This window comes from Pigmentibacter sp. JX0631, assembly GCF_029873255.1.
In the GTDB taxonomy this organism is placed as follows: Bacteria; Bdellovibrionota_B; Oligoflexia; order Silvanigrellales; family Silvanigrellaceae; genus Silvanigrella.
This window is the reverse complement of the sequence record NZ_CP123622.1, coordinates 3,415,056-3,436,571: the sequence shown is the minus strand read 5'-3', so window position 1 is coordinate 3,436,571 and position 21,516 is coordinate 3,415,056. Positions and strand designations below refer to the sequence as shown.

Annotated in this window: 20 protein-coding genes and 2 pseudogenes; 14 read left to right on the top strand and 8 right to left on the bottom strand. The window is 26.4% G+C overall.

The features are described from left to right. Positions 1 to 316 precede the first annotated feature (316 nt). Positions 317 to 2,047 (top strand): annotated as a pseudogene (locus QEJ31_RS14785) (aldo/keto reductase). 82 nt (positions 2,048 to 2,129) lie between these two features. Here QEJ31_RS14785 and QEJ31_RS14775 read toward each other — a convergent pair. After that, complete coding sequence (locus QEJ31_RS14775) at positions 2,130 to 3,032, bottom strand: LysR family transcriptional regulator (protein ID WP_280591298.1); 903 nt, start codon at positions 3,030 to 3,032, stop codon at positions 2,130 to 2,132. Positions 3,033 to 3,154: 122 nt separating this feature from the next. Here QEJ31_RS14775 and QEJ31_RS14770 point away from each other — a divergent pair, with 122 nt between their 5' ends. Together QEJ31_RS14770 and QEJ31_RS14765 are read left to right on the top strand one after the other, a co-directional pair. Continuing rightward, positions 3,155 to 3,703 (top strand): peroxidase-related enzyme, encoded by a 549-nt coding sequence (locus QEJ31_RS14770; RefSeq protein ID WP_280591297.1) that lies wholly within the window; start codon positions 3,155 to 3,157, stop codon positions 3,701 to 3,703. Positions 3,704 to 3,784: 81 nt separating this feature from the next. Further along, positions 3,785 to 4,213, top strand: coding sequence for a nuclear transport factor 2 family protein (locus tag QEJ31_RS14765; RefSeq protein ID WP_280591295.1), 429 nt, complete (start codon positions 3,785 to 3,787; stop codon positions 4,211 to 4,213). Positions 4,214 to 4,268: 55 nt separating this feature from the next. Here the strand turns inward: QEJ31_RS14765 and QEJ31_RS14760 are convergent, their stop codons facing one another. From QEJ31_RS14760 to QEJ31_RS14750, 3 genes are read right to left on the bottom strand one after another with little or no spacing between them, the layout of a single operon-like run. Continuing rightward, positions 4,269 to 5,060, bottom strand: a complete 792-nt coding sequence (locus tag QEJ31_RS14760) for a DUF4097 family beta strand repeat-containing protein (protein ID WP_280591293.1) — start codon at positions 5,058 to 5,060, stop codon at positions 4,269 to 4,271. Further along, entirely contained in the window at positions 5,057 to 5,644 is a 588-nt protein-coding gene (locus QEJ31_RS14755; protein WP_280591292.1) for a DUF1700 domain-containing protein, read from the bottom strand. The genes QEJ31_RS14760 and QEJ31_RS14755 overlap by 4 nt, the downstream gene beginning before the upstream one ends. Further along, on the bottom strand, positions 5,641 to 5,970 hold the full coding sequence (locus tag QEJ31_RS14750) for a PadR family transcriptional regulator (RefSeq protein ID WP_280591291.1): 330 nt from the start codon (positions 5,968 to 5,970) through the stop codon (positions 5,641 to 5,643). Before QEJ31_RS14750 ends, QEJ31_RS14755 begins: the two co-directional genes overlap by 4 nt. Positions 5,971 to 6,767: 797 nt before the next feature. Here QEJ31_RS14750 and QEJ31_RS14745 point away from each other — a divergent pair. Beyond that, complete coding sequence (locus QEJ31_RS14745; protein ID WP_280591290.1) at positions 6,768 to 7,649, top strand: hypothetical protein; 882 nt, start codon at positions 6,768 to 6,770, stop codon at positions 7,647 to 7,649. Positions 7,650 to 7,721: 72 nt separating this feature from the next. Here the strand turns inward: QEJ31_RS14745 and QEJ31_RS14740 are convergent, their stop codons facing one another. Then, positions 7,722 to 8,510, bottom strand: a complete 789-nt coding sequence (locus tag QEJ31_RS14740; RefSeq protein ID WP_280591289.1) for a PhzF family phenazine biosynthesis protein — start codon at positions 8,508 to 8,510, stop codon at positions 7,722 to 7,724. 911 nt (positions 8,511 to 9,421) lie between these two features. Here QEJ31_RS14740 and QEJ31_RS14735 point away from each other — a divergent pair. Beyond that, a complete protein-coding gene (locus QEJ31_RS14735) occupies positions 9,422 to 10,978 on the top strand; it encodes a hypothetical protein (RefSeq protein WP_280591288.1) in 1,557 nt (518 codons plus the stop codon). Positions 10,979 to 11,020: 42 nt separating this feature from the next. After that, positions 11,021 to 11,608, top strand: a complete 588-nt coding sequence (locus QEJ31_RS14730; protein ID WP_280591287.1) for a biliverdin-producing heme oxygenase — start codon at positions 11,021 to 11,023, stop codon at positions 11,606 to 11,608. A 279-nt stretch (positions 11,609 to 11,887) separates the two neighbouring features. On the opposite strand, the gene QEJ31_RS14725 is transcribed toward QEJ31_RS14730, so the two are convergent. The 3 genes from QEJ31_RS14725 to QEJ31_RS14715 form a co-directional block, all read right to left on the bottom strand. After that, entirely contained in the window at positions 11,888 to 13,069 is a 1,182-nt protein-coding gene (locus QEJ31_RS14725; protein ID WP_280591286.1) for an FRG domain-containing protein, read from the bottom strand. A gap of 1,127 nt (positions 13,070 to 14,196) precedes the next feature. Then, a complete protein-coding gene (locus QEJ31_RS14720; RefSeq protein ID WP_280591284.1) occupies positions 14,197 to 14,625 on the bottom strand; it encodes a transposase in 429 nt (142 codons plus the stop codon). Positions 14,626 to 14,640: 15 nt separating this feature from the next. Next, complete coding sequence (locus QEJ31_RS14715) at positions 14,641 to 15,090, bottom strand: hypothetical protein (protein ID WP_280591282.1); 450 nt, start codon at positions 15,088 to 15,090, stop codon at positions 14,641 to 14,643. A gap of 158 nt (positions 15,091 to 15,248) precedes the next feature. On the opposite strand from QEJ31_RS14715, the gene QEJ31_RS14710 reads away from it, so the two are divergent. The 8 genes and pseudogenes from QEJ31_RS14710 (at position 15,249) to QEJ31_RS14670 (ending at position 21,482) form a co-directional block, all read left to right on the top strand. Further along, a complete protein-coding gene (locus QEJ31_RS14710) occupies positions 15,249 to 15,545 on the top strand; it encodes a hypothetical protein (protein ID WP_280591281.1) in 297 nt (98 codons plus the stop codon). After that, positions 15,524 to 16,402 carry a transposase gene (locus QEJ31_RS14705; protein ID WP_348524563.1) on the top strand — a complete coding sequence of 293 codons (879 nt, stop codon included), beginning with the start codon at positions 15,524 to 15,526 and terminating at the stop codon, positions 16,400 to 16,402. The genes QEJ31_RS14710 and QEJ31_RS14705 overlap by 22 nt, the downstream gene beginning before the upstream one ends. 1,619 nt (positions 16,403 to 18,021) lie before the next feature. Continuing rightward, on the top strand, positions 18,022 to 18,273 hold the full coding sequence (locus QEJ31_RS14700) for a hypothetical protein (protein ID WP_280591280.1): 252 nt from the start codon (positions 18,022 to 18,024) through the stop codon (positions 18,271 to 18,273). 120 nt (positions 18,274 to 18,393) lie between these two features. Continuing rightward, entirely contained in the window at positions 18,394 to 19,374 is a 981-nt protein-coding gene (locus tag QEJ31_RS14695) for a hypothetical protein (protein WP_280591278.1), read from the top strand. Between the two features lie 38 nt (positions 19,375 to 19,412). Beyond that, positions 19,413 to 19,625, top strand: coding sequence for a hypothetical protein (locus QEJ31_RS14690; protein ID WP_280591277.1), 213 nt, complete (start codon positions 19,413 to 19,415; stop codon positions 19,623 to 19,625). Positions 19,626 to 19,737: 112 nt separating this feature from the next. Then, positions 19,738 to 19,974 carry a hypothetical protein gene (locus tag QEJ31_RS14685; RefSeq protein ID WP_280591276.1) on the top strand — a complete coding sequence of 79 codons (237 nt, stop codon included), beginning with the start codon at positions 19,738 to 19,740 and terminating at the stop codon, positions 19,972 to 19,974. Between the two features lie 220 nt (positions 19,975 to 20,194). Then, a pseudogene (locus QEJ31_RS14675) lies at positions 20,195 to 21,045 on the top strand (SDR family oxidoreductase). A gap of 269 nt (positions 21,046 to 21,314) precedes the next feature. Next, a complete protein-coding gene (locus tag QEJ31_RS14670; protein ID WP_280591270.1) occupies positions 21,315 to 21,482 on the top strand; it encodes a DUF1328 family protein in 168 nt (55 codons plus the stop codon). The last annotated feature ends 34 nt before the right edge of the window (positions 21,483 to 21,516 follow it).

The window sequence follows — 21,516 nt, the reverse complement described above, 5'->3', positions numbered from 1 at the left end:
AATAATTCAAAATACTCCGACATATAAAATAGCGTTAGAATTAGCTAAAAAATTTGAAGAAGAAACGAAAAATTGTTTAGGCATACAGCTCAATCAAAAGACATCAGAGTGCGAGGGTTTTTGGCCACTTCTCGGTCATACTATCAATAATTTAGGCGACCCATTTACTGGTTTGGGTGGTCATTTGGTTTCTTTTGAAGCAGAAAAGGAATTAATTTATTTTGTATCTAATTTGCTTAAATTACCAGAAAATGATGTTTGGGGATACACAAATCCAGGCTCTTCATTTTCAAATTTACATGGTATTCATATTGGCATGCGAAGATTTCTTGATCCTATCCTAGTATTTGCTGATGATGCTCACTATAGCATATTAAAAGCTGCTTTAATCACTCGATGCAAACAAATTTTAAAAGTAAAAACAGAACCTAATGGTTCAATGTCAGCTGAAGATCTTTTCTCCAAATTAAAAAAGCAGAAAAAAAATGAAAATTATATATTTATTTTTTGTTCTGGTTCAGTAGCGAAAGGAGCCTATGATAATATTTTAGAATTAATAAATTGTATTAATTTAGCAAATATTAAATCAGAAAATTATCACATTCATCTTGATGCTGCTTTAGGTGGATTGATTACACCATTTTTAGAAAATCAACCTTTGTCTCTTGATTTTAGGATTGAAGAAATTGATACATTATCTGTAAGTTTACATAAAAGAGTAGGGATTCCAATGCCAGGGTCTTTATTTTTGGCGCGAAAAAAAGTGATTAGCAATCTTCCATGTTCTCCTTTTGCAGAATGTGTTGCTTCATATGATACAACAATTGGTGGTTCAAGAGATGGAACAGTACCAATCATTGCCTTAAATATTATAAAAAAAGTAGGTGTAGAAGGTTTTAAAAAACGTACTCAAACAATTTTGGAAAGAACAAAAATATTAACAGAAATTTTAAATAGTAAAAATATTGAAGCATGGCATAATAAATTCTCACCTTGCGTTGTATTACCAGCTCCTTCTCAAATTCTTGCAAAAAAATACCATTTACCTATTTTTGTTGATCAAAATTCAAATAATTCACAAGGCAACTTTACGCATATTTTCACTATGGAGCATGTTACAGAAGAAGTTATTTATCGGTTTGTAGATGATTACATTAAAGATCCACTTATAAACAGAAAATACTTTAAAATTAAAGAAGATAATTCAGAAATTTCCTCTAAATATCAAAAAATACCTGCTAAAGAAATAGTAAAAAAAACTTTTGTCCCAATGATTGGATTAGGAACTTATAGAATTCCACCTGGGATTAGAACATATAATGCAGTTTTAAATGCCCTAAAATTAGGATATAGACATATTGATACTGCAAGTGTTTATGAAAATGAAGAAGATATTGGTAAAGCTATTAAAGATTCAAATATTCCGCGGGAAGAATTATTCATTAGTACTAAACTTGCTTCTTCAAAAGTTGATCCAAAATTTGTAAAAACTGAATTTAGTAATAGTCTAAAAAAATTAGGTTTGGAATATATTGATTTGTATATGATACATTCACCAAAAAATGTTGAAAATAGATTGGCTGCATGGAAGGAAATTGAAAAAATTTCTGAATTAGGACATATAAAAGCAATAGGAGTATCAAATTATGGAATTTCACATTTAGAGGAACTATTAAAAATATGTTCAATTAAACCAGCAATAAATCAATTATAAATTACACCATTTAATCAAAAGCAAGACATAGTAAAATATTGTTTTGAAAATAGCATTACAATATGTGCTTGGGCTCCATTAACTAATGCTCATTTTCTTGCAGATCCTATAGTTTTAAAGATTGCGCTAAAATATGATGTAAATCCAGCACAAGTTTTACTAAGATGGAGTTATCAAAATGGTTTTTGTGCTATACCAAAATCTGAAAATATAGAGCATATGAAAGAAAACTTAAATATTTTTAATTTTGATCTCACATACAAAGATATTGCAGAATTAAATTCATTAGAAATAAATTTTAAAACTTCATGGGATCCAACTATTGTAAAATAAATTTATGATTGGAAGTTACATTCCTTAAATAAATACAAAATTAAATCCAAATATGAAGAATATTTTTTTTACAACATTACTACTAGTGAATATAAATTAAATGATCTTTTAGCTTTGGTTTTGCAAATTCTAAAAATGACCTCAATTTATTAGGTATAATTCTTCCCGAAGCAAAAACAAGATGGACAGGCCAAGGTTTAGGTTCATAATTTTCTAATATAATTTCTAGTTTATTATTTTTTAAGTAATAATTGATTTGGTAGGAAAGAGCTCGAGTAATACCAACACCTAAAGCAGCAGCTTCAATACCAGCTTCCACTGTAGTTACTTCTAATCGAGGTTGAATTTTAATATTCATTTTTCCTTTGTTTGAATAATAGACCCAATTTTTCGCTGTTCCAAAAGCAGAAATATTTATACAATTGTGTAAATTTAGTTCTTGTGGAATTTTGGGCTTTCCATGTTTATTAAAATAAAAAGAACTTCCACAAGTTATATGTCGAATTTCACCTATTTTAGAAGCAATTAAAGTGCTATTTGCAAGATCTCCAATTCTCACTGCCAGATCGATCTTTTCTTCTATGAGGTCTAAATCACTATCTGTCAATAATAACTGTATATTAACTTCTGGGAAGTTATTTAAAAATTCTGCAATTATTGGAATAACATGTAATTTTCCGAAAACAACTGGCGCAGTAATCGTGAGTAATCCTCTGGGAGCTGAATATTCTCCAATAACCATACGTTCAGCTTCTTCAATATCATCTAATATACGCCGACAATGTCCAACATACGATCTACCATAATCAGTAAGTTCTAGTGATCTTGTTGATCTTATTAATAGCTTCACATTCAAATGTGCTTCTAGTTCCGATATTTTTCGACTTATGCTGGCTAATGGAATTTTAAGTTTACGAGAAGCTTGAGAAAGACTACCTCCATCTGCAACTGCCACCATAATTAACATAGCTTCTAAACGATCCATAAATTATCCTTCCAATTTTGGAAAAGTGTATCACAAATTTCAATCTTCTAAATATATTTGGAAGGATTTATTCTTTTTTTATTGAATGGCAATCATGCTTCAATAAAAAAAGGAGAAATTCTATGTCACGAATTTTTACACCAGAATCAATCGAATTAGCTCTTCCTGAAGCAAAAGATATGCTTCTATCAGTCAAAAAAAACTTAGGTGTTGTACCAAACTTATTTCTGATGGTTAGTTCAAGTCCTACAGCCTTGGAAGGATATTTAAACCTTTCTGAAGCTCTTGGTAAAGGCAAAATAGCAGCTGCGACCCGTGAAAGAATAGCTCTTGCAGTTGCAGAAATAAATGGATGTAGTTATTGCCTATCTGCACATACTTACTTAGGAAAAAAATTAGCAAAACTTTCAGATGATGAAATTGCAGCAAACAGAAAAGGAAAATCAAATGATCCCAAAGCGGATGCAGCGGTTCGATTTGCAGTAACAGTAGTTAACAAGCGAGGACATATTCAAACAAGTGACTTAGATGCCATCAAAAATGCTGGTTATGATGATGGTCAAATTCTTGAAATTGTGTTACATGTAGCGTTAAATACATGGACGAATTATATTAATGAAATTGCACAAACAGAAATAGATTTTCCAGTAGTTCAACCAAATAAAAATTAGTAGAATAAATAACGTTACGTTGACTTGATAGTTACTTTAAATAGAGCGTCAAGTCTTCTTCTTTAAAGAAAGAGGATTGACATGATTATTAAAAAAAATGGTAAACCTTTTGCATTGCCTCCTTTCAACTTAGAATCTGCTAAATTAAAAGTGAAAAGTGCTGAAGATGCTTGGAATTCAAAAGATCCTATACGTGTTGCTAATTCTTATACAGAAGATTCTGTATGGAGAAATCGAACAGAATTTTTTTCAGGTCGTGCTGCAATTATAGAATTTTTAACTAGGAAATGGAAAAAAGAAGTAGAGTATAAACTTCAAAAAGAACTATGGTGTTATACAGAAAACCGAATTTCTGTTCGATTTGAATACGAGTGGTTTGATAATGAAAATTTAAGTTGGATGCGAACTCATGGCAACGAACATTGGGAATTTAATTCAGACGGTCTTATGCAAAAACGTGATATGAGTGCAAATGATTATCAAATAAATGAATTGGATAGAAAACTTTAATTTACTAAGCTTTATTTCTTTTCATCAATGAAGTGAAAAGATAAATTAATTTACTTTAATTTATCTTTACATCTCCAGAAACACTTTCGGAATTTATAGAAAATTTTGAACTTTCATTAATATAGATATTATTTACCTTAAACTCACCTGAAATAGATTGAAATTTGTAATCTAATTGAGAATCCTTTGGTATTTCAATTTTTACATTCCCACTTACTGTACTAGTTTTTAAAAGACCAATGACAGGAAGAGAGTTATAAATAAGATTGACATTTCCACTTACATTTTTTACATCAAGATCTTTTACCAAACCTTTTAAATAAATATCTCCTGATACAGAATTAATCCTCGCCTCTGGAGTATCTATATTAACATTTATATTTCCATTTACAGAAGTCATTTTTATTTCCTTATAGTGACCTTCTACATCAATATTCCCCGAAACTGTAGATATTTTTAGTTTTGAATTTTTTGGGGTGGAAATTATTATTTCTGCCAAGCAAGTGTCTTTTAATCTTCCAAATTTGAAAAAAGAAAAAGAATCAATATATTCTATATCAATTGTTCCCGAATTATTTTTGATATTTAAATCACAATTAGGAGATTTTTTTTCTACAGAAATAGATACATCTTTTCCTTCAATAGTTGTTACTTTAGCATTAATTGTTGGTCCAGAAATTTCAAGCTCTGGTTCAGACAACCCTTGATATATTTTATGGACTTTTTCACTACTAAAATCTTTACTAAACTTTCTATTACTATCTTTATCTAATGCAAATGCAGTTACATAACAAAGTATCATACCGATAAATGAAGGAATTACAATTTTACTTTGAGTTAATTTCATAACCTTTTTTCTCCATCCAATCCTGCAACTTTTAAACTCAATTGCACATGTTTTATAAATAATTTTAATAACCAATTAGTAACTAAGTAAGCAATATTTAATAATAATATCCCTAGAAAAACTCCTCCCAAAGAATAAAATATAGCTGAACCTTTATTCAAATCGAAATTCAACACACTGGAAACAATATTATTTCCAAAATTATATAAATTACTTAAAGTTAATAGAACAGAAGATAACCAAATTGATAATGTTATAACAAATGCAAGGAAATAAGGTATACCAAAAACAATTACATTAAAGAAACCTAGACTAGCAACTAAGAAGTATGACTGAGCAAGTGGAACTACTTTTTTTTGAAATGGTTTTTTAGATTCAAGTTGTTTTATAATTTTTTCAGATGAATAAGATTTTGCTATAATTAAAGGATCGCCAAGGGCATTAATTATTTCTTGCTCTGATTTACCAGATTCAGCCGCCGCTAAAAAATGTTCTTCATAATCACTTAAAATTTCATTTTTTTCTTGTTCATCCATCTGCGCAAGTGCATTTTTTAATTTTTGTAAAAATATTTTTTTATTCATTTTTGATTTCCTATATTATCTCTTTCAATAATCATATTGACGCCCTGCGAAAACTCTCTCCATTCTTGCAGCATTTCATGCATCGTTTTTCTTCCTAATTCAGTTAGTTTGTAATATTTTCGAGAAGGCCCCTCTCCCGATTCTTGTAAATATGTCTCAAAATATCCTTCCTTTAATAAACGCCGTAAGAGTGGATAAATTGTTCCCTCAACTACTGATATATGTTCTGATAGGGTTTCAACGAGTTCATAACCATAGCAATCTTTTTTATTTAATATGACCATGACACATAGTTCTAAAACCCCCTTTTTCAACTGCGAATTCAATATAACAACCTCCAGTGCTTAATATTGTGCCATCCAAGATATTATGTATCACACAGTACTGTGCAATGCAAGTATTTACTGTTATCAACAATTACATCCAAGGTGTGAGCTTCTTCTTAGAAGAGAAGAGCAAAAATCAGTAAATAGAAAAAATGAACACAGCAATATTTTCTTAAAAGTAAAAACTATGGCATCCCTATAGCTATCAATATTCAAAATTTCAGATTGAAAAGGTATTGTAAAATGCTGAAAATTTTCATCACTGAAAATCAGTCAATCATATGGATTCAAATTTTTTTCATAAACTAGAGTAATTTTATCATTGTTAAAAATCTGTGTAGTTGCACCAATTACATTTTTTAATGCAATTCAACAAATGGCAAGAAATTTGAACCCATCTTGCTGAATTCCTTCTGCCGTAGGTAATCCTAAATGATGATCACTACAAAAAACCATTATTTGATGAATTCCAATTTGATACTCAAAAGTAGGTATTTCAACCAGAATATTTGGCAGAATTAACTTCTCAAATTCCCAATTGAATAACCTCTCATTCTGAAGTAATAACTCTCTTTTATATATAAATAGATTGGTAGTTTTTGAAAAGATAAAATTAAATCTGTACTCATATTACTAATTTTCTTTAATTTAAATATTTTTCCCATAATATTCCTTTCATCTTTTTATTTTACTGTAATTTGATAATTTATGTCTATTAATTTTTTTACATCACTTGCACTACGAAATTAATTATAATATATAATTATAGTTATTAACAATAAATGATGGATATTTATATGAAAGTTGCTTTACTAGATTCCGATAATAAAGATTTTTTTTTAAATAACTGCTCTGATTTTTTAGATGAATATAAATTATTGAAACCATTTATGAAAGAATTTGGAGCAGAGTTAGAACTTGTAAATTGGAAAAATATTACTAAAAGCCAAAATAAATATGACATAATAGTCCCAAAACGATGCTGGGATTATTCATTAAATTATTCTGATTTTATAGACATGTTACTAGAATTAAAGAAAAATAATAAAAAAACAGTTAACAACATTGATATTATAACATGGAATTCTCATAAAAAATATCTTTTAGATTTAAAAAATATGAATTTAGATGTAGGTGATATTTTAATTGTTAATAAAAATTCTAAAAACTTTTTAGAACAAATAAAAATTTTTATCTCGAAATATAATTTTAAAACTAGTTTTATTGCTAAACCAGCGATTGGTCTCGGTGGAAAAAATGTATTTAAATTTTCTATTTCAGATTTAGATAAAAAAGTGTCTCTCTTTAAGGAAATTATATCACAATGGGATTTAGTTATTCAAACTTTTTTTCCAGAAATTAAAGTAGATGGAGAACTATCTTTTTTCTTTTTTAATAATAAATTCTCCCATGCTGTTCAGAAAAAGCCAGCAATAAATTCCATACTAGCGCATCAATTGTATGGAGCTAAAAATCTTTCTTATCAACCATCTAACGAAGAAATTAAGAGTGCTAAGAAATTTTTAGAACATATAAATCCAAATTATGCTAGAGTGGATTTAGTCAAACATAAAGGTAAAATGTATTTGATTGAACTTGAATTGATTGAGCCATATTTATATCTAAATGAAGATATGAGCGAAAATATTTCAGCTTTTTGTAAAGCAATTTTAAACTAATTTTCAATTTTATTTAGATATAATTTTGAGATATTAAAAAAATTAAACAATTTGTTTTTTTGTCGTTGGAAACTAAATATTAACTAACCATTTACCTTCTAGTATAGTAACTGCTTTACCATTTAATATAACTCTTTCATCATTAACAAAAATTTTAATTATTCCTCCCCTTTCACTTGCTTGATAAGCAAGTAATTCTTTTTTATTTAATTTTTTACTCCAATAGTCTGCAAGTTTGCAATGCGCTGAACCAGTAACAGGATCTTCATTTACTCCAGATTTGGGGGCAAAAAATCTGGAAATAAAATCATAATTTGAAGAATGCGCTGTAACAATAACTCCTCTGGCATCTATCTCTAATAATTTTGAAAAATCTGGGGTTAATTCTTTCAAAATATCTTCATTATTCACAAGAACTAAAACATCATCAAATGCTTTTACTACTTCAGTGATTTCATCTTTCAATTGAAAAGCTTTTTTATATGGCTCTATAGATAGGTTTTGACCAACTTTTTGTAAAGGAAAGTCTAACGAATATGAATCTGATTTTTTTATCACCGAAAGTTCACCTGATAGTGAGTCAAATATAATATTGTCACTTAATATAAAATTTTCAGTAGTTAAAATATGGGCTGTAGCAAGAGTCGCATGGCCACAAAGTTTTACTTCATTTTTTGGCGTAAACCACCGTATATGAAATCGATTACCCCCTAGAGGCTTAACAAAGACTGTTTCTGATAAATTCATTTCTTTTGCAATTTGCAGCATTGTTAGTGGAAATTCGTCTACAATCATCACTGCAGCAGGATTTCCTCTATAAGCAATGTCTGTAAAAGCATCGACAATCCAAATTTTTGTCATTTTAAACTCCTTTCAAAATTATTTTGGATATTTTATCAGTTATCTGAACTGTATATTTTTATAATACATTTTATAAGGTAAAGAACAAGATTAATACGGAAGGTAATTTTAACTTCAATGCGGATGAAACTTTCTATTCAAATATTTTTAATTAAATATCGCTTTTGAATTGCATTATATAATTTTTTGAGATAAATGAATTCTTATGCTTGGCGTAAATTTTGAGTAAAAACGACAAGAATTAAAAATAAAGAATTATAGTTACAAAATAAATCTTTCAGATTCTTTTATAAAATAATTAATAGATTTATTGCACTAAAAACAAATCAATAAGATAATCTAAAAATAGAATATATCTAATATAAGAATAGAACAGATAAAATAATATATATGTAATTTCAGTAAATTAAAATATTTTAACTTCAGCAGAATATTATGCTATAAAATTTAACATTTTTTATAGAGTATTTGTTACTAAAATATTTTAATTTCTTACATTCAGAATTAAAATTTGATTTTTATACAAGCGCTTTTACAGCAATTTAACTTCTTGGTACTTTACTGTTAACATTTTATTCTAGGACTAACTAAATCGTTTCTAATTTTAAAATAATATTTAATAATTTCAAATATTTAAATTTAAGTAACATATTTTATCTTAAAAATATGTTATTTTTTTTTATTATGATAAAGAATTTTTCCGGATAGATTCCCACTATCTAAAATAGTGGTGTTTATAACGATTTAGATCAGAAACCTTATACTTCTAAAATAAAAATGGCTATTTTATTTTCTTATCTATTTTAATGCTATTTCACAATCAAATTAAGTAACAAATAATTTTAAATATTTTGCTAATTCTATTTAAAAATAGATCAATTAACTTTTAATTAACTTAAAGAGAGTATTTTATGAGTATAATAAACAAATATAATTATGAATATTGTGAAAGATTAGATGTTAATCTTACTAATATTATTCAATCTGATTCAATTTTAATAGGAATTAATCTATCAAATAATAAAATTATTTTTACTTCTGAAAATTTTCATGATTTATTTAGTTATGAATTATACAATAACAATATTGAAAATGTTTTCAGTCAAAGATCTTTGCATAAAATTTTAAATTACTCTTCTAAATTAAAATTATACAATAATAAATCAAGGGTGCTTGCAAATTTAGAAATATATTTAAAAAACTTTTTGGTCAATATTCCTTCTTTTATGTTTTTTTCAGGTTCTGTCCTATGTATAGAATTTCAAAGTAATTTTGATAAATTAAATTACTACTTTGATGAAATACACTTTCAAGAAATATATGAATATATAACAGAAACAAAAGATAGCATAAATTCTTTAAGTAATATACTTTGTAAATATATTTCAGAAGTAACGGGGTTTAAAAGAACTTATTTTTGTGAGTTTTTACAAAATAACCATGGAATTGTTAAAGCAAACTATTTTTCTAATGGTTTAGAAAATATTTTGAGTCATCACTATCCTGCCACAGATTTGTCTATGTCTGTGAGAGAAATATACATAAAAAATAAATTTAGGATAATCTACAATGTTGATTATACTCAGATACCAATTAAAGGATGCAATAAAAAAATTGATTTAACTTATTCAATATTTAGAGATATATCATCTTTTCATTTGCATTATTTAAGAAATATGAGTCTAAAATCAGCTGCATCTTTCTCAATCGTTATTGATGGAAAACTTAAAGGTTTGATTGGCTGCCACTCAAAACATAAAAATTATACTCCAATTGAAGTATTACCAAAAATTCAAACTTTAATAGATGCATTTGCAATAAAAATTAACCAACTTAGAAGCAATATAATAAAAAAAGTACAATTAGAATATAACTCGCATATTGATAAATTTGTATCTTCTTATGAAAAATCTGAGTGTAATCTAGAAAAAGTACCTAATAAAAGCTTTAGTGTATTGAAGGAAATATTTAAATCACACCTAATATTTTTCAGATTTAATAATAAAATAGATACTCATTCTATAATTCCATCAGATTTTATTGATGAAGTATTAAAAAAACTAAAGAAATATCCAATAAAAAATATTTACATATTTGATAGTCTAGTTTCGTTTAATCCAATTTTTTATAAATGGTCAAAAACAATAGGGGCAGGTATTCTTGTTATTAATTTAAGTAATGATTTATCAAATTTCATTGTTCTAATAAGAAAAGAGGAAAGTCAGACTATAAAGTGGAGTGGAAAACCTGAAGAATTAGATCTTTTTATAAATGATGAAAAGATTTTAAATCCAAAAAGATCTTTTGACACATGGCAGCAAGATATAAGCCATAAATGTAAACAATGGACTATGAAGGATTATGAAATTGCTTTACATCTTTATAATCGACTTATTTTAACTCGTTCAAATTTTTTAAATAATATTCAAATGAATAGTGAAATTAAATTTTGCAGCATTATAAACTAAATATTTTTCATATAAATTATTTATTAAATAGAGGTTTTTCATATGATAAATAGCGAATTATCGATTCGTTTTCATGAATTAATAAAATTAAAAACCAAAAACATTCACAATGAACTAGATAATTTAATAAAAATAAATTCTACTAATGAGTATATAGATTATTTAATAGTAATGTATAGAGTTATGACTCCTCTTGAAAAAGATATTTTAAATTTTAATGAATTTGAAATATCTTTTTCAAAGACTATTTTAAAAAATAAAAGTAATAAATTAATATTAGATTTAAAAAATCTTGATATTGATATTGCGAAAATTAATTTTTCTAAATTTGTTCCTCATATTAATTGTTTTGATGAAGCTTTAGGGTGCTTTTATGTGCTTGAAGGATCTTCTTTAGGAACACAATTTCTTTTTAAGAAACTTTGTTCACTTTTTGGTGAAAATTTTATAAATAATATGAATTATTTAAATGGAATTGGAAGGAATACTTTTCAACATTGGGCCCAATTTATTGAATCTTTAGAAAATTATACGATTTCTTTTCCTGAAAAGAAAGATATCATTTTAAAATCTGCAATTGACACATTTAAATGCTTTAAGTTAGAACTAGAAAGTAAAAATAAGCAATAATTTTAATATTCTATTAAGCCCATTTAACCTGCTATGATATTCTTTAAATATTCATCAAATATTTTTTAATAACCATTCCATGAAAAATAAAATTATTCATAATTTAAAAATTAATCTTATTATTAACTAGTATTAATAAAATCGAAATAAAAATTGATTTTTATAAAATAAACTAATTAAAATTAATCAATTTTAATTTATAATTATTTCTTTATTATCAATAGTATTTAATCATAGAAGCAAATATTATTGTATATTTTTTATAAATTACAAAAAATTCTAAATATTATTGGTATATTTAAAATTTTCAGTATCATTATACTCTCTGCAAATAAATTCTTGATAAAGATAATCAAATTTCCTTTTTTTGTCATCAGGATAAATAAAAGCATCATGGATACCAAAGTATTTTCTAAGTTCATAAATAATTTTTGACTTATCCTCTTTTCTAAGTAGTATTTTTGCTACAAGTAAGTTAGATCCATTCCAATGATCTAATTGAAAATCAGTTTTATTAACTTTATTTTCTAATCTTTTATTTTCTTCAAAAAGATCATAAGGAATTATAATTTTATTATCTATAATTTTCCCAAAATGCATGGTAAAAATTGAAGATTGATTTTTACCACGGTCGGTTTCTCTATACTTAATAATACTTGCCTCATTTAACTTATATATAAAAGATATTCTCTTCTGAATTTCTTTTAATATTTCACAATCATCTTCTAATGAAAAAACAGAACCTTGATCAGTTACAAATTCAGTTAATGGCGTTGTTAAATTTCTATTTAATGACCTAATTCCAACCTTTTTAAATCTCATTACTTCTTTTGAAAATTTGAAAATATCATTATTTTGATTACTATTTTCTTCTTTATTAAATTTCTCAATATCAATATTATTGTATTTGAATAATTCTTTAAATTTATTATATTCATTATTCAACTCTTTTAAAATAGAACTTTTATTGTCCATTATTGAAATTTTTAATTTTAACCTAAAATTAAAATCATTTAATTTAGCTAATTTTTCATTTCCTTTTTCTTGAAGATTATATAATAAAAATATAGTGCCATCTTTATTATTGTCATTACATGCTGCAAAATATAGCGCCACTAATGGATTTTCACTCCAATCAAGAAGACGTGTTGGCATGTGATAATGCTGTAATTCTAAAGTTTTTTGTAATATTGTATTTAAACCAATGTCGTCAATATCAAAATGTGAATATTTAAATTTAAGAACACTTTTAATTAATTTAGCTTCATCATAATCAACACATTCCTGTCTAAAGATACTAGGAATTAATTTCCATGAACAATTGCTTTGCCCCCTAAAATAAAACTTATTTTTTTGTTTTTTTTCAGGAGAATTATTTATAGTACTATTTCTAATTAATTCATCAGAAATATTTTCATTATATTTAGAAATTAATTCTAAATATCGCAATACATTTTCCATATATAAATTTTCCTATCAATAAAAATATTATTTTTTGATTATTTTATATTAAATTGGTTTTAAATTAATTTTATAGAAAAAACATTCAAAAGATAAAGAATAAAATATAACACTTTAATGAATAGCATAAGTAAATAATGAGATGCAAATTTTTTTATAAAAATATAGAAAAATTTTAGTGCAAGATAAAAATTTTTCTATGTTACAATTACTTTTTGGTAATCTATCTACTAATATAAATATTTTTTCTTTTTAAACAAATAAGTAATGTTATTTATTATAAATAGTTTATTTTATTTTAAAAAATAATGTTACCTAAACACCTTCTAATATAATAAACTATTTTATTTAATTAAAACAAAAAATATATATAAAAATTTTTATCTTAGTCAGTTATTAAATAAATATTAATTTTATGACAAAAATATTGCTGCAAATTAATACTGGTTATGGAAATAATTCTACTTCCCTCACTTTCGCTAAAAATAAGCAAAAGTGAAGGAAATGATGTATTAGAATTTCTTATTTTAAAATTACAGTATTTGTATTTATATTTTCTATCAGTTGTACTTCTTGATTAAAAAAAATAAACTTTTACATACTATTGATTATTCCTCTTAGCTTTATGACTTTAAGCTAAATTCATTTTATTTCTAAAAAAATATTTTTTCCCTCTTTAATAAATGCACTTACAACATTTAAGAAAAAACCTCTAAGAGAGTTAGTAGAATTAAATGCATAAATCAAGGATATAAGGCATAAATTTTTTGTATATATCGAATTAAGTAAACCGAAGGAATTCTTAAAGATGATTATCAAAGCTTATTTTAACCCAGATTCTTCATAAGTACCCGATATTAAATAATAAATAGTTAACCCAAGTTTCCATCCAAATTAACAACGCAAGTTAAAAAAGTATAGATTTTGTGAAGAGAAAATTATAAAGGATAGATTCCACAGGCTAAAAATGTAGACGAGTTGAGTGACTCAAGGTAAAGATAGATTGCTTAAAAATAAATTAACAAAGAGTCACTTATGATTAGTATTACCGTACCAAGCGAGATTCGTATAGTAGCAGATCAATACAAAATGCCAATTAAGAGTTGAAAATACTTTATAAAGTTAAATTAATATGCAAATAAGTATTTAAATAAACAGGCAGAAAAACGTCCATAGACATGAACAATGAGTCCTTTGGTAGATCGAACTTTTGAAGCGTTTTGGATACCGCTGATATCAATCAACCAATTGAATAATATTTCGATTGGTTGTCGAAATGAACTGACTATTTTTGAATAAACTTTTTCATCATGGGAGAGTTCTTTTTTAAATTTAGAGGTTTTAATAGGAGTATGAAGTTCTGTACCAATAAGAGCTAAATTGTGTTTAGTTTTTTTATCAATATAAGCTTTGTCGGCAAGAATTTTCGTATTTTTTTGAGCTAGAAGTTCTTTCTTTATTGCCCTCAAGTCATGAATACTTGCTTTTGTAACCATTACGAGTTTAGGTGCAGGTAGTTTTTTATTTTTAAATGATGCAATAAAATGAAGCTTCATTCCATAGTAGTATGTTTACTTTGAGGAACAATACCCTACAGCAGAGATATCATTGGCTGTGATGCACTTATAAACCCTTGAATTTTTTGTAATCATAATTGGTAGTGAGTCCACTAAAGTAATATTTTCAGCTGAGTTGGATGTTGTTTTAAATTTGTCGGCATTAAGTAAGAATTTTGTAAGTTCAGGAAAAACGGAATTTAAAGAGTTTAGTCTGAATAAAAACCCTTCATAAGAAGGTAGCTGTGGAAACCACTCGGAAAGGAAATTTTTAGTAAAGTCAAAAATTGATTTAATATTTTTAAGTCCATTTAGAATTCCAAAAATGTAAATAGTGATGACTTCTTCATCTGTAAACAAAGGATTTGCATTAGGACTAATTTTTAAAAAAATTTTTGAAGATAGTTGAGAAAAGAAGTTGCAGGTAGTAGGGTAAACGTTGATGAGTTGGTTCTGCCAATCCATTGGTAGCTCCTTTGTTACTTTGTTTTAAGCAACAATTAACTACCAAATTGGAGCTATTTCTTCAATCCTCACATTACTTTTCTCAGCTCTTAACTGGCATACAAAGATGTTTTTTTTGAAGGTTAAAAAATTACAATAATATTTGTGCACTTTTCTGCATGCATCTTTTTGGATTGAAAAGTTTATCAGCCACAGCAAGGGAATTAGGTTGGAGTCAATCCGTTTCAACAATGCAAAATGGAGTACAGAGATTTTCTTCAAACCGGTTTATGAGAAGGCTACGTTTTAGTATTTTAAATAAAATCAAAAAAGATATAAATGAAGAAGATTATTGTTATGTAATAGATGATACTTCAAATATAAAAACTGGGAAAAAAATACATGGAATAGGTAATTGGGGTACAAGTAACAATTATATTTATAAGGTCAAAAAATATTTATACTTTCTCTTATAAATAAAAGAAAAGGATATGCATTACCCATACACTATTTTTTCTGTGAAAAGGTAAATGGTAGACTGCTTTATTCAGGACATGAATTAACAATTCAACTGTTGAAAGAAATATTTGCTGAAGGTTATCCAATTCTTCCTGTAGCCTTAGATTCATGGTATGATTCGGTTAAATTAATGGAAAGTTTAGATAAATTAAAAATTCCCTTTTGTATCAATGCAAAAGATAATAGAAAAGTAAGACATTGTGCCTCATCAAAAGTTCCTTGGAAAAGTTGGAAAAGAGTTTTTAAAAATAAAGTAAAATATAGAGTAAAATTAACAAAAACAGAGCATCAAAATAAGGCAAGGAAAGTAAAATATATTCAAGAATGTGTTGTATATATTAAAGAAAGAAAATTAGCATTAAAAGCTATTGCAGTGTACAATAAAATAACTGACCCCTCATATTTTTCAATTTATGTTACAAATAGATTGGATATGACTGGAAAATTTCTTTATGAAATAGGTATAATGCGTTGGTTAATCGAAGAATTATTTAGAAATTTGAAACAAAAATTATCTTTTGGTAGGCTTTCGTGTACAGGTAAGGTTGCAGCAGATCTTTCCATTTGTTTGCCATTTGCATTAATTACTTCCTTACATTTCTTTCCGAATGAATTAAACCAAAAGGATGCTAAATCTATATCGATTGGCACAAATATAGAGCGAATAAAATCAAATAATTTCAATAAAAGTCTTTCAATTATAATAAATAATTCTAGTCATTTAAACTTAAGTAAACTAAAAGCTAGGAGAAGAATTATTCAAATAAATAAAAAACCAGTAGATTCCTTTGCGGAATGGCGTGTTGCTTGTTAATTCATTGGGAGAGAATAAAATATTTTACTTTTAGAATTTACTTGCTGGAAACTTGGGTTATGTAATGCTTAGGCAAAAAAAATTTATGGAAAAATGCAACTTTTTATTTCATTAGATTTCTTTATTTTAGAAAATGAGAAAAAGGGGATCGACGAAATCCTGATGTTTCTTGACCTTAACTGAAATAGTCTGGAATGTGTTTCATGCCTCTCTATGTCTACTGTATACTACGACGAAACAAATAGAATAAAAATGAACCTTATATTAAAAAATAAACATTTATACATTGAAGAAAATGATAAAAATTATTTTACAAGAAAGGGCAATTTTAAAGCAATACTAATCTATTATATTATTAATATTATGCAATTCTTTGAATATCTTAGAATTTAATTTTAGCTCATGTAGATTGTAGCCAGGGTTTAATAATATATCATACGATATCCAGGATGATGTTTCTTTACCATGCTTTTTGATTTGCGTATTCACTTCATAAAAACCTGGAGCCATTTTTTTAGTATTTGTCGCAAAAAGCACCCAACTTGGAAAACTGGTGTAAGAAGCTTGTACATATTTATAATCAGTAACATTACTATGCATGCTTTATAAGTGTAGTTTTCTAAAAATCGCACAGACTACCTATTTCAAAAGACACCTAAAATAAAATAGTCTGTCAGTTAATATCAGTGCCTAATACACCCTGTATACGATTTAATCACTTAAAATTAAAAAAAATTACTCTGTTTTGAAAAAGAATGTTCATTACTCTTATGTACAAAAGAAAAATCAAATTTTATCAACATTTTTTTGTGAAAATGAATGATTTATAATTATATATTTGTTATATTATCGAGAATTAATTTTATATTTTTCAAAGAAGATTCTTCATTACTAAACTCAAATAATATTTTATTATATAAAATACACTTAATTATTTGTTTTAAAACCTTACATTTATAATTTCTCAAAATACATATCTTCTTAACTACAAAAAATTATTATACAAAAATATTATTGTAAAGTAATTTGGTGTAAATATTATTTACAAATTTAAATATTGCATTTATCTTGTTTAAGAACTTCTTATAAAAAGAAGTGGTCATATTTGATGAAAGTGTATTCTTAAATATCAAATAAAAACTTGCTAATTTTCTTCTTGTAGAATTATAATTAACAAGCAGAAAAAGAGAAAAAAACTTCCGACGATCGTTAAATCATTTAGATATTTTCTTAGTTTTTAGAGAGTATGATTAATTGAAATACAACACATTGCTTCTGTGATTTGGGTTCCTATCCTGAATGCACATTGTGAGCTTTAATAAGTTGTATTATCAAAAATTTATCAAAATAATAAGAAGTAAAATTTAATTGAATATTTGAATTATTCAAGAAAAAGGAATACACTTTTCATAAAACTCAAAAGTTTAGCAAAAATTATCTGAAATAAATATCTAATTAATTAAAGTTATCTTTGCATTTAATTAGTTTAAAATAAAATTAATATTTCCATAATTTATTTTAAGTTAAATCAATTTAAATGCACAATTTATAAATTATTTAAATGTTTACTTCTTAGTATCAAAACAAGATTTATTTAATTTAAAAAGAGAGGTTAATTTATGTTAAAAAAAAATCAAATTTCAAATATATTTTCTATTGTATCAGAAAAGGAGCATGGAGCTGATAAATATAGTTTGGAGAAAATGGGGGAAAATAATAAAAAGAAGACGGTAGGAAAAATTCTAAAAAAAGTAGAAAAACTATCAACAATTAGACGCCGTAAACCTTTTAAAGAAAAAGATCAAAATGAACCCCCAACAAAACATGAGCGAGACTCAAAATCTAATAATACAAATAAAAATGTCAAGTAAAACAATGAATAGATAAATGTTTAAAACAGAAATTTGCAGGTTCATTCATAGAATAATTATCAATTAAAAAGAATATTAATTACGAGTTATTAATCTTTAACATTTATGTGAGAATTTATTATGCGTTCAAAATATAAGATCCTATTATTGCAAGTTTGTTTTATTCCTCTAACTTCAAATGCTTTAGAAGAGAAGGAATGCGTTGTTGAGTTTGAAAATAATTCTTCTGAAAATATAAAGAATGAGGAGAATTTGAATTACTGTTTGAATTCATTGGCGAATAAAAAAATAGAAAACATAGTAACTTATGCAGGATCTTCAAGGACTGGTTCGGCAGCCAAAAACAAACACCTTGCTTCTCAAAGAGCAAAAAGATCAATCTTATTGATAAAAGAAAGGTACCCTGAAATTCCAGTGAAAAAATTGAACCCTTTTCAAATGGAATATATGGGAACAAAAGCAGTAATCACTTTTTATTACAAGGACCCAGCAGAAGCAAAAAATATAGCCTTATTAGAAACAAAAATATCAGAAATGGATATGGAGATTAAAAATCGAGATGCTTTGCTCGCTTCGACAGGTGAAGAATTAGATAATCTCAAGAAAGATTACAACGATCTTTCTTCAAAAAATAAATCTGAAAATCAATACTCGGATAAATACAAGACTGAACCTAAATTTAGAATTGGTTCGTTATTTTCTTATGATACCTATTATAGAGAAAGTGGAATAAATTACCTATCTTTAGGAACAGAATTTTCGTGGCTGATGAAAGTTTCTCATTTTAGACCAGAAATTGGAGCAAAGATTAAAACATCTATTCCTAATTTAAAGATATCTGACAACAATGTTCAGGTAACTAATACTTATGCCTTTCTGGGATTAGGGATGTCTGTAAAATCGTTTTCGACCGGCTTGCGAGTAATTGGTGGAAAAGAATGGATTAAGGTTCCAGAAAAAAATATCGACAAAGGAGATCTGGCTGCTGGAGGTGAAGTTAGGGTTGGTTATGAAACTGAAAAAGGTCCATCTATATTTCTAACATATTCTCTTACTAATAACATACAAATGATTGGTATAGACGTTGGATTAAGTTTTTAATTTTTCAATTTATAAAAACTAAAATATCGGAGAAAAAAATGAAAAAAGTATTAGAGAGTGGCTATTTAAATTATTCTGAAAATAATCTTGAGGATCCATTTAAAAAAAAGGATGAAACATATAAAGAAAAGAAGGAAAAAGAAGATACAATTAGAAGACCAGTAGAAGTTCCAATTATTAATCCTCCGCGAAGTCCGAGTGGGGTTCCTCCTACTGAAGAGATATTAAAAAGAACTACCATTTACATCTGATATAAAATATGCATAGAAAAGATATCTATCAGTTTAAACTAATTGAATTTACATCACTAGTATTTTTAAATACTTACTGCTATTTTTTTCATAAAAATTAAGGAGAATAATTATGTCTGGAGTTATCTTAGGGATTTGTATAACCGCTGTTTCATATGTAGCAATTTCAAAATTAATCAAAAAAAATGAATCTTCTGTAAGAAGCTACTTAAACTCTACAGCCGAAAAGCTTCGTGATTATTTAGAAAACTTTATAACTGAAAAGAGACAGAATGAATCTAAACAATCTCAAGAAGGTGAGTCAGCATCAGAAATTGGAAATAAAAAAAATAAATTATTTCAAAATTAAAAATTAAGATCAAAATTCTAAATATCATTATAAAATTTCTATTTTTTATCTAAATTATATATAGAATAAAAAAAATATATTTTTAATATTTTATAAAAATATTAAAAAATAAATATACAAAATCCAGCTGGTAAAAATTAATTTTAGAATCTAACTTTAGTCGAAAAAAAGCCTATTAAAAAAATCTTCTTTTATTAAATAATCATAGGAAAATAAGGAAATGAAAAATAATAAACCCCAACAAAATGATGAAGGAAAACCAGGAAAAGAAAAGGAAATGACTCCAAAACCTATTTTCGAAAGAGCAGATAAATTAAGCGCAAAGCGTCTAGAAGGTAAAATTGCTATCATAACTGGTGGAGATAGTGGGATAGGACGAGCAACAGCTATTGCTTTTGCTAAAGAGGGTGCCGACTTAGCATTGCTATATCTAAACGAGCATGAAGACGCACTATTTACAAAAAAGCGAGTTGAAGATATTGGAAAGCGCTGCATCATATTTGATGGCGATTGTGGGAATCGTTTTTTTGTAATGAAGCAATCAGGCAAATTATTAAAAAATTTGGTCACATCGATATACTCGTAAATAATTGTGGAGAACAACATCTTCACAGAGAATTTGAAGAAATCTCAGAAGTAGAAATACAAAAAATATTTCGAACAAATATTTTCTCTTATTTTTTTATGACACAAGAAGCATTAAAATTCATGAAAGAAGGTGGCAGCATAATTAATTGTGCTTCAGTAGTTGCCTATAAAGGAAGTGATGACCTAATTGATTATGCCTCTACTAAAGGAGCTGTCATATCGTTTACACGATCTTTAGCGAAAAATCTCGCCAAGCAAAAAATCCGAGTGAATGCGGTTGCTCCTGGGCCTATTTGGACTCCATTGATACCTTCCACTTTTACTGAAGAAAGCCTCAAACATTTTGGAGAAGATACTTTCTTGGAAAGAATAGGGCAGCCATGTGAAGTGGCACCTTCATTTGTTTTTTTAGCTTCTGAAGATGCCTCCTATATGACAGGACAAGTACTACACCCGAATGGTGGTATTCCTGTTAATTCTTAGTTTTATTAAGATCCAATTTTTTCAATTATTAAGAAAATATTTTTTATAAGAAGATTTAAAAATTAATTAAAATGCAACTTTAGCTAATGGATCAGATATCATATAAATTTTACTTGAATTCCTACTAGTTATCCTTCCATTTGGAAAATAAAATTCATTTTTCGAAGCAAGGATTTAAGTAGATAAATTAATATTTTTTAATAATTAACGTTGTAAAATAAGAATAAATAATATCTTCATATGGTTTAAAAATTTTAAAGGAATAAAATATGTTACGTTGGGCATTGTTTTTTTTGGGTATTGCTTTAGTTTCTGCTTTCTGTGGATTTTATTTATTAGCAAACATATCCGCTTTTACAGCAAAAATTATATTTATCATATTTCTCATTCTAAGCATTTTATCGTTTATCGATTCATTCCTAGAAAGAAAAAGTTAAAACTTCTAGATTATTTACAAAAGACTACTAGTTT

Coding starts and splice junctions, on each gene's coding strand:
- QEJ31_RS14730 (WP_280591287.1), top strand. CDS start 11,021: ATGATAAATAGCGAATTATCGATTCGTTTTCATGAATTAATAAAATTA.
- QEJ31_RS14700 (WP_280591280.1), top strand. CDS start 18,022: ATGTTAAAAAAAAATCAAATTTCAAATATATTTTCTATTGTATCAGAA.
- QEJ31_RS14775 (WP_280591298.1), bottom strand. CDS start 3,032: ATGGATCGTTTAGAAGCTATGTTAATTATGGTGGCAGTTGCAGATGGA.
- QEJ31_RS14695 (WP_280591278.1), top strand. CDS start 18,394: ATGCGTTCAAAATATAAGATCCTATTATTGCAAGTTTGTTTTATTCCT.
- QEJ31_RS14720 (WP_280591284.1), bottom strand. CDS start 14,625: ATGAAGCTTCATTTTATTGCATCATTTAAAAATAAAAAACTACCTGCA.
- QEJ31_RS14685 (WP_280591276.1), top strand. CDS start 19,738: ATGTCTGGAGTTATCTTAGGGATTTGTATAACCGCTGTTTCATATGTA.
- QEJ31_RS14770 (WP_280591297.1), top strand. CDS start 3,155: ATGTCACGAATTTTTACACCAGAATCAATCGAATTAGCTCTTCCTGAA.
- QEJ31_RS14670 (WP_280591270.1), top strand. CDS start 21,315: ATGTTACGTTGGGCATTGTTTTTTTTGGGTATTGCTTTAGTTTCTGCT.
- QEJ31_RS14715 (WP_280591282.1), bottom strand. CDS start 15,090: ATGGATTGGCAGAACCAACTCATCAACGTTTACCCTACTACCTGCAAC.
- QEJ31_RS14740 (WP_280591289.1), bottom strand. CDS start 8,510: ATGACAAAAATTTGGATTGTCGATGCTTTTACAGACATTGCTTATAGA.
- QEJ31_RS14725 (WP_280591286.1), bottom strand. CDS start 13,069: ATGGAAAATGTATTGCGATATTTAGAATTAATTTCTAAATATAATGAA.
- QEJ31_RS14710 (WP_280591281.1), top strand. CDS start 15,249: ATGCATCTTTTTGGATTGAAAAGTTTATCAGCCACAGCAAGGGAATTA.
- QEJ31_RS14745 (WP_280591290.1), top strand. CDS start 6,768: ATGAAAGTTGCTTTACTAGATTCCGATAATAAAGATTTTTTTTTAAAT.
- QEJ31_RS14760 (WP_280591293.1), bottom strand. CDS start 5,060: ATGAAATTAACTCAAAGTAAAATTGTAATTCCTTCATTTATCGGTATG.
- QEJ31_RS14690 (WP_280591277.1), top strand. CDS start 19,413: ATGAAAAAAGTATTAGAGAGTGGCTATTTAAATTATTCTGAAAATAAT.
- QEJ31_RS14755 (WP_280591292.1), bottom strand. CDS start 5,644: ATGAATAAAAAAATATTTTTACAAAAATTAAAAAATGCACTTGCGCAG.
- QEJ31_RS14765 (WP_280591295.1), top strand. CDS start 3,785: ATGATTATTAAAAAAAATGGTAAACCTTTTGCATTGCCTCCTTTCAAC.
- QEJ31_RS14735 (WP_280591288.1), top strand. CDS start 9,422: ATGAGTATAATAAACAAATATAATTATGAATATTGTGAAAGATTAGAT.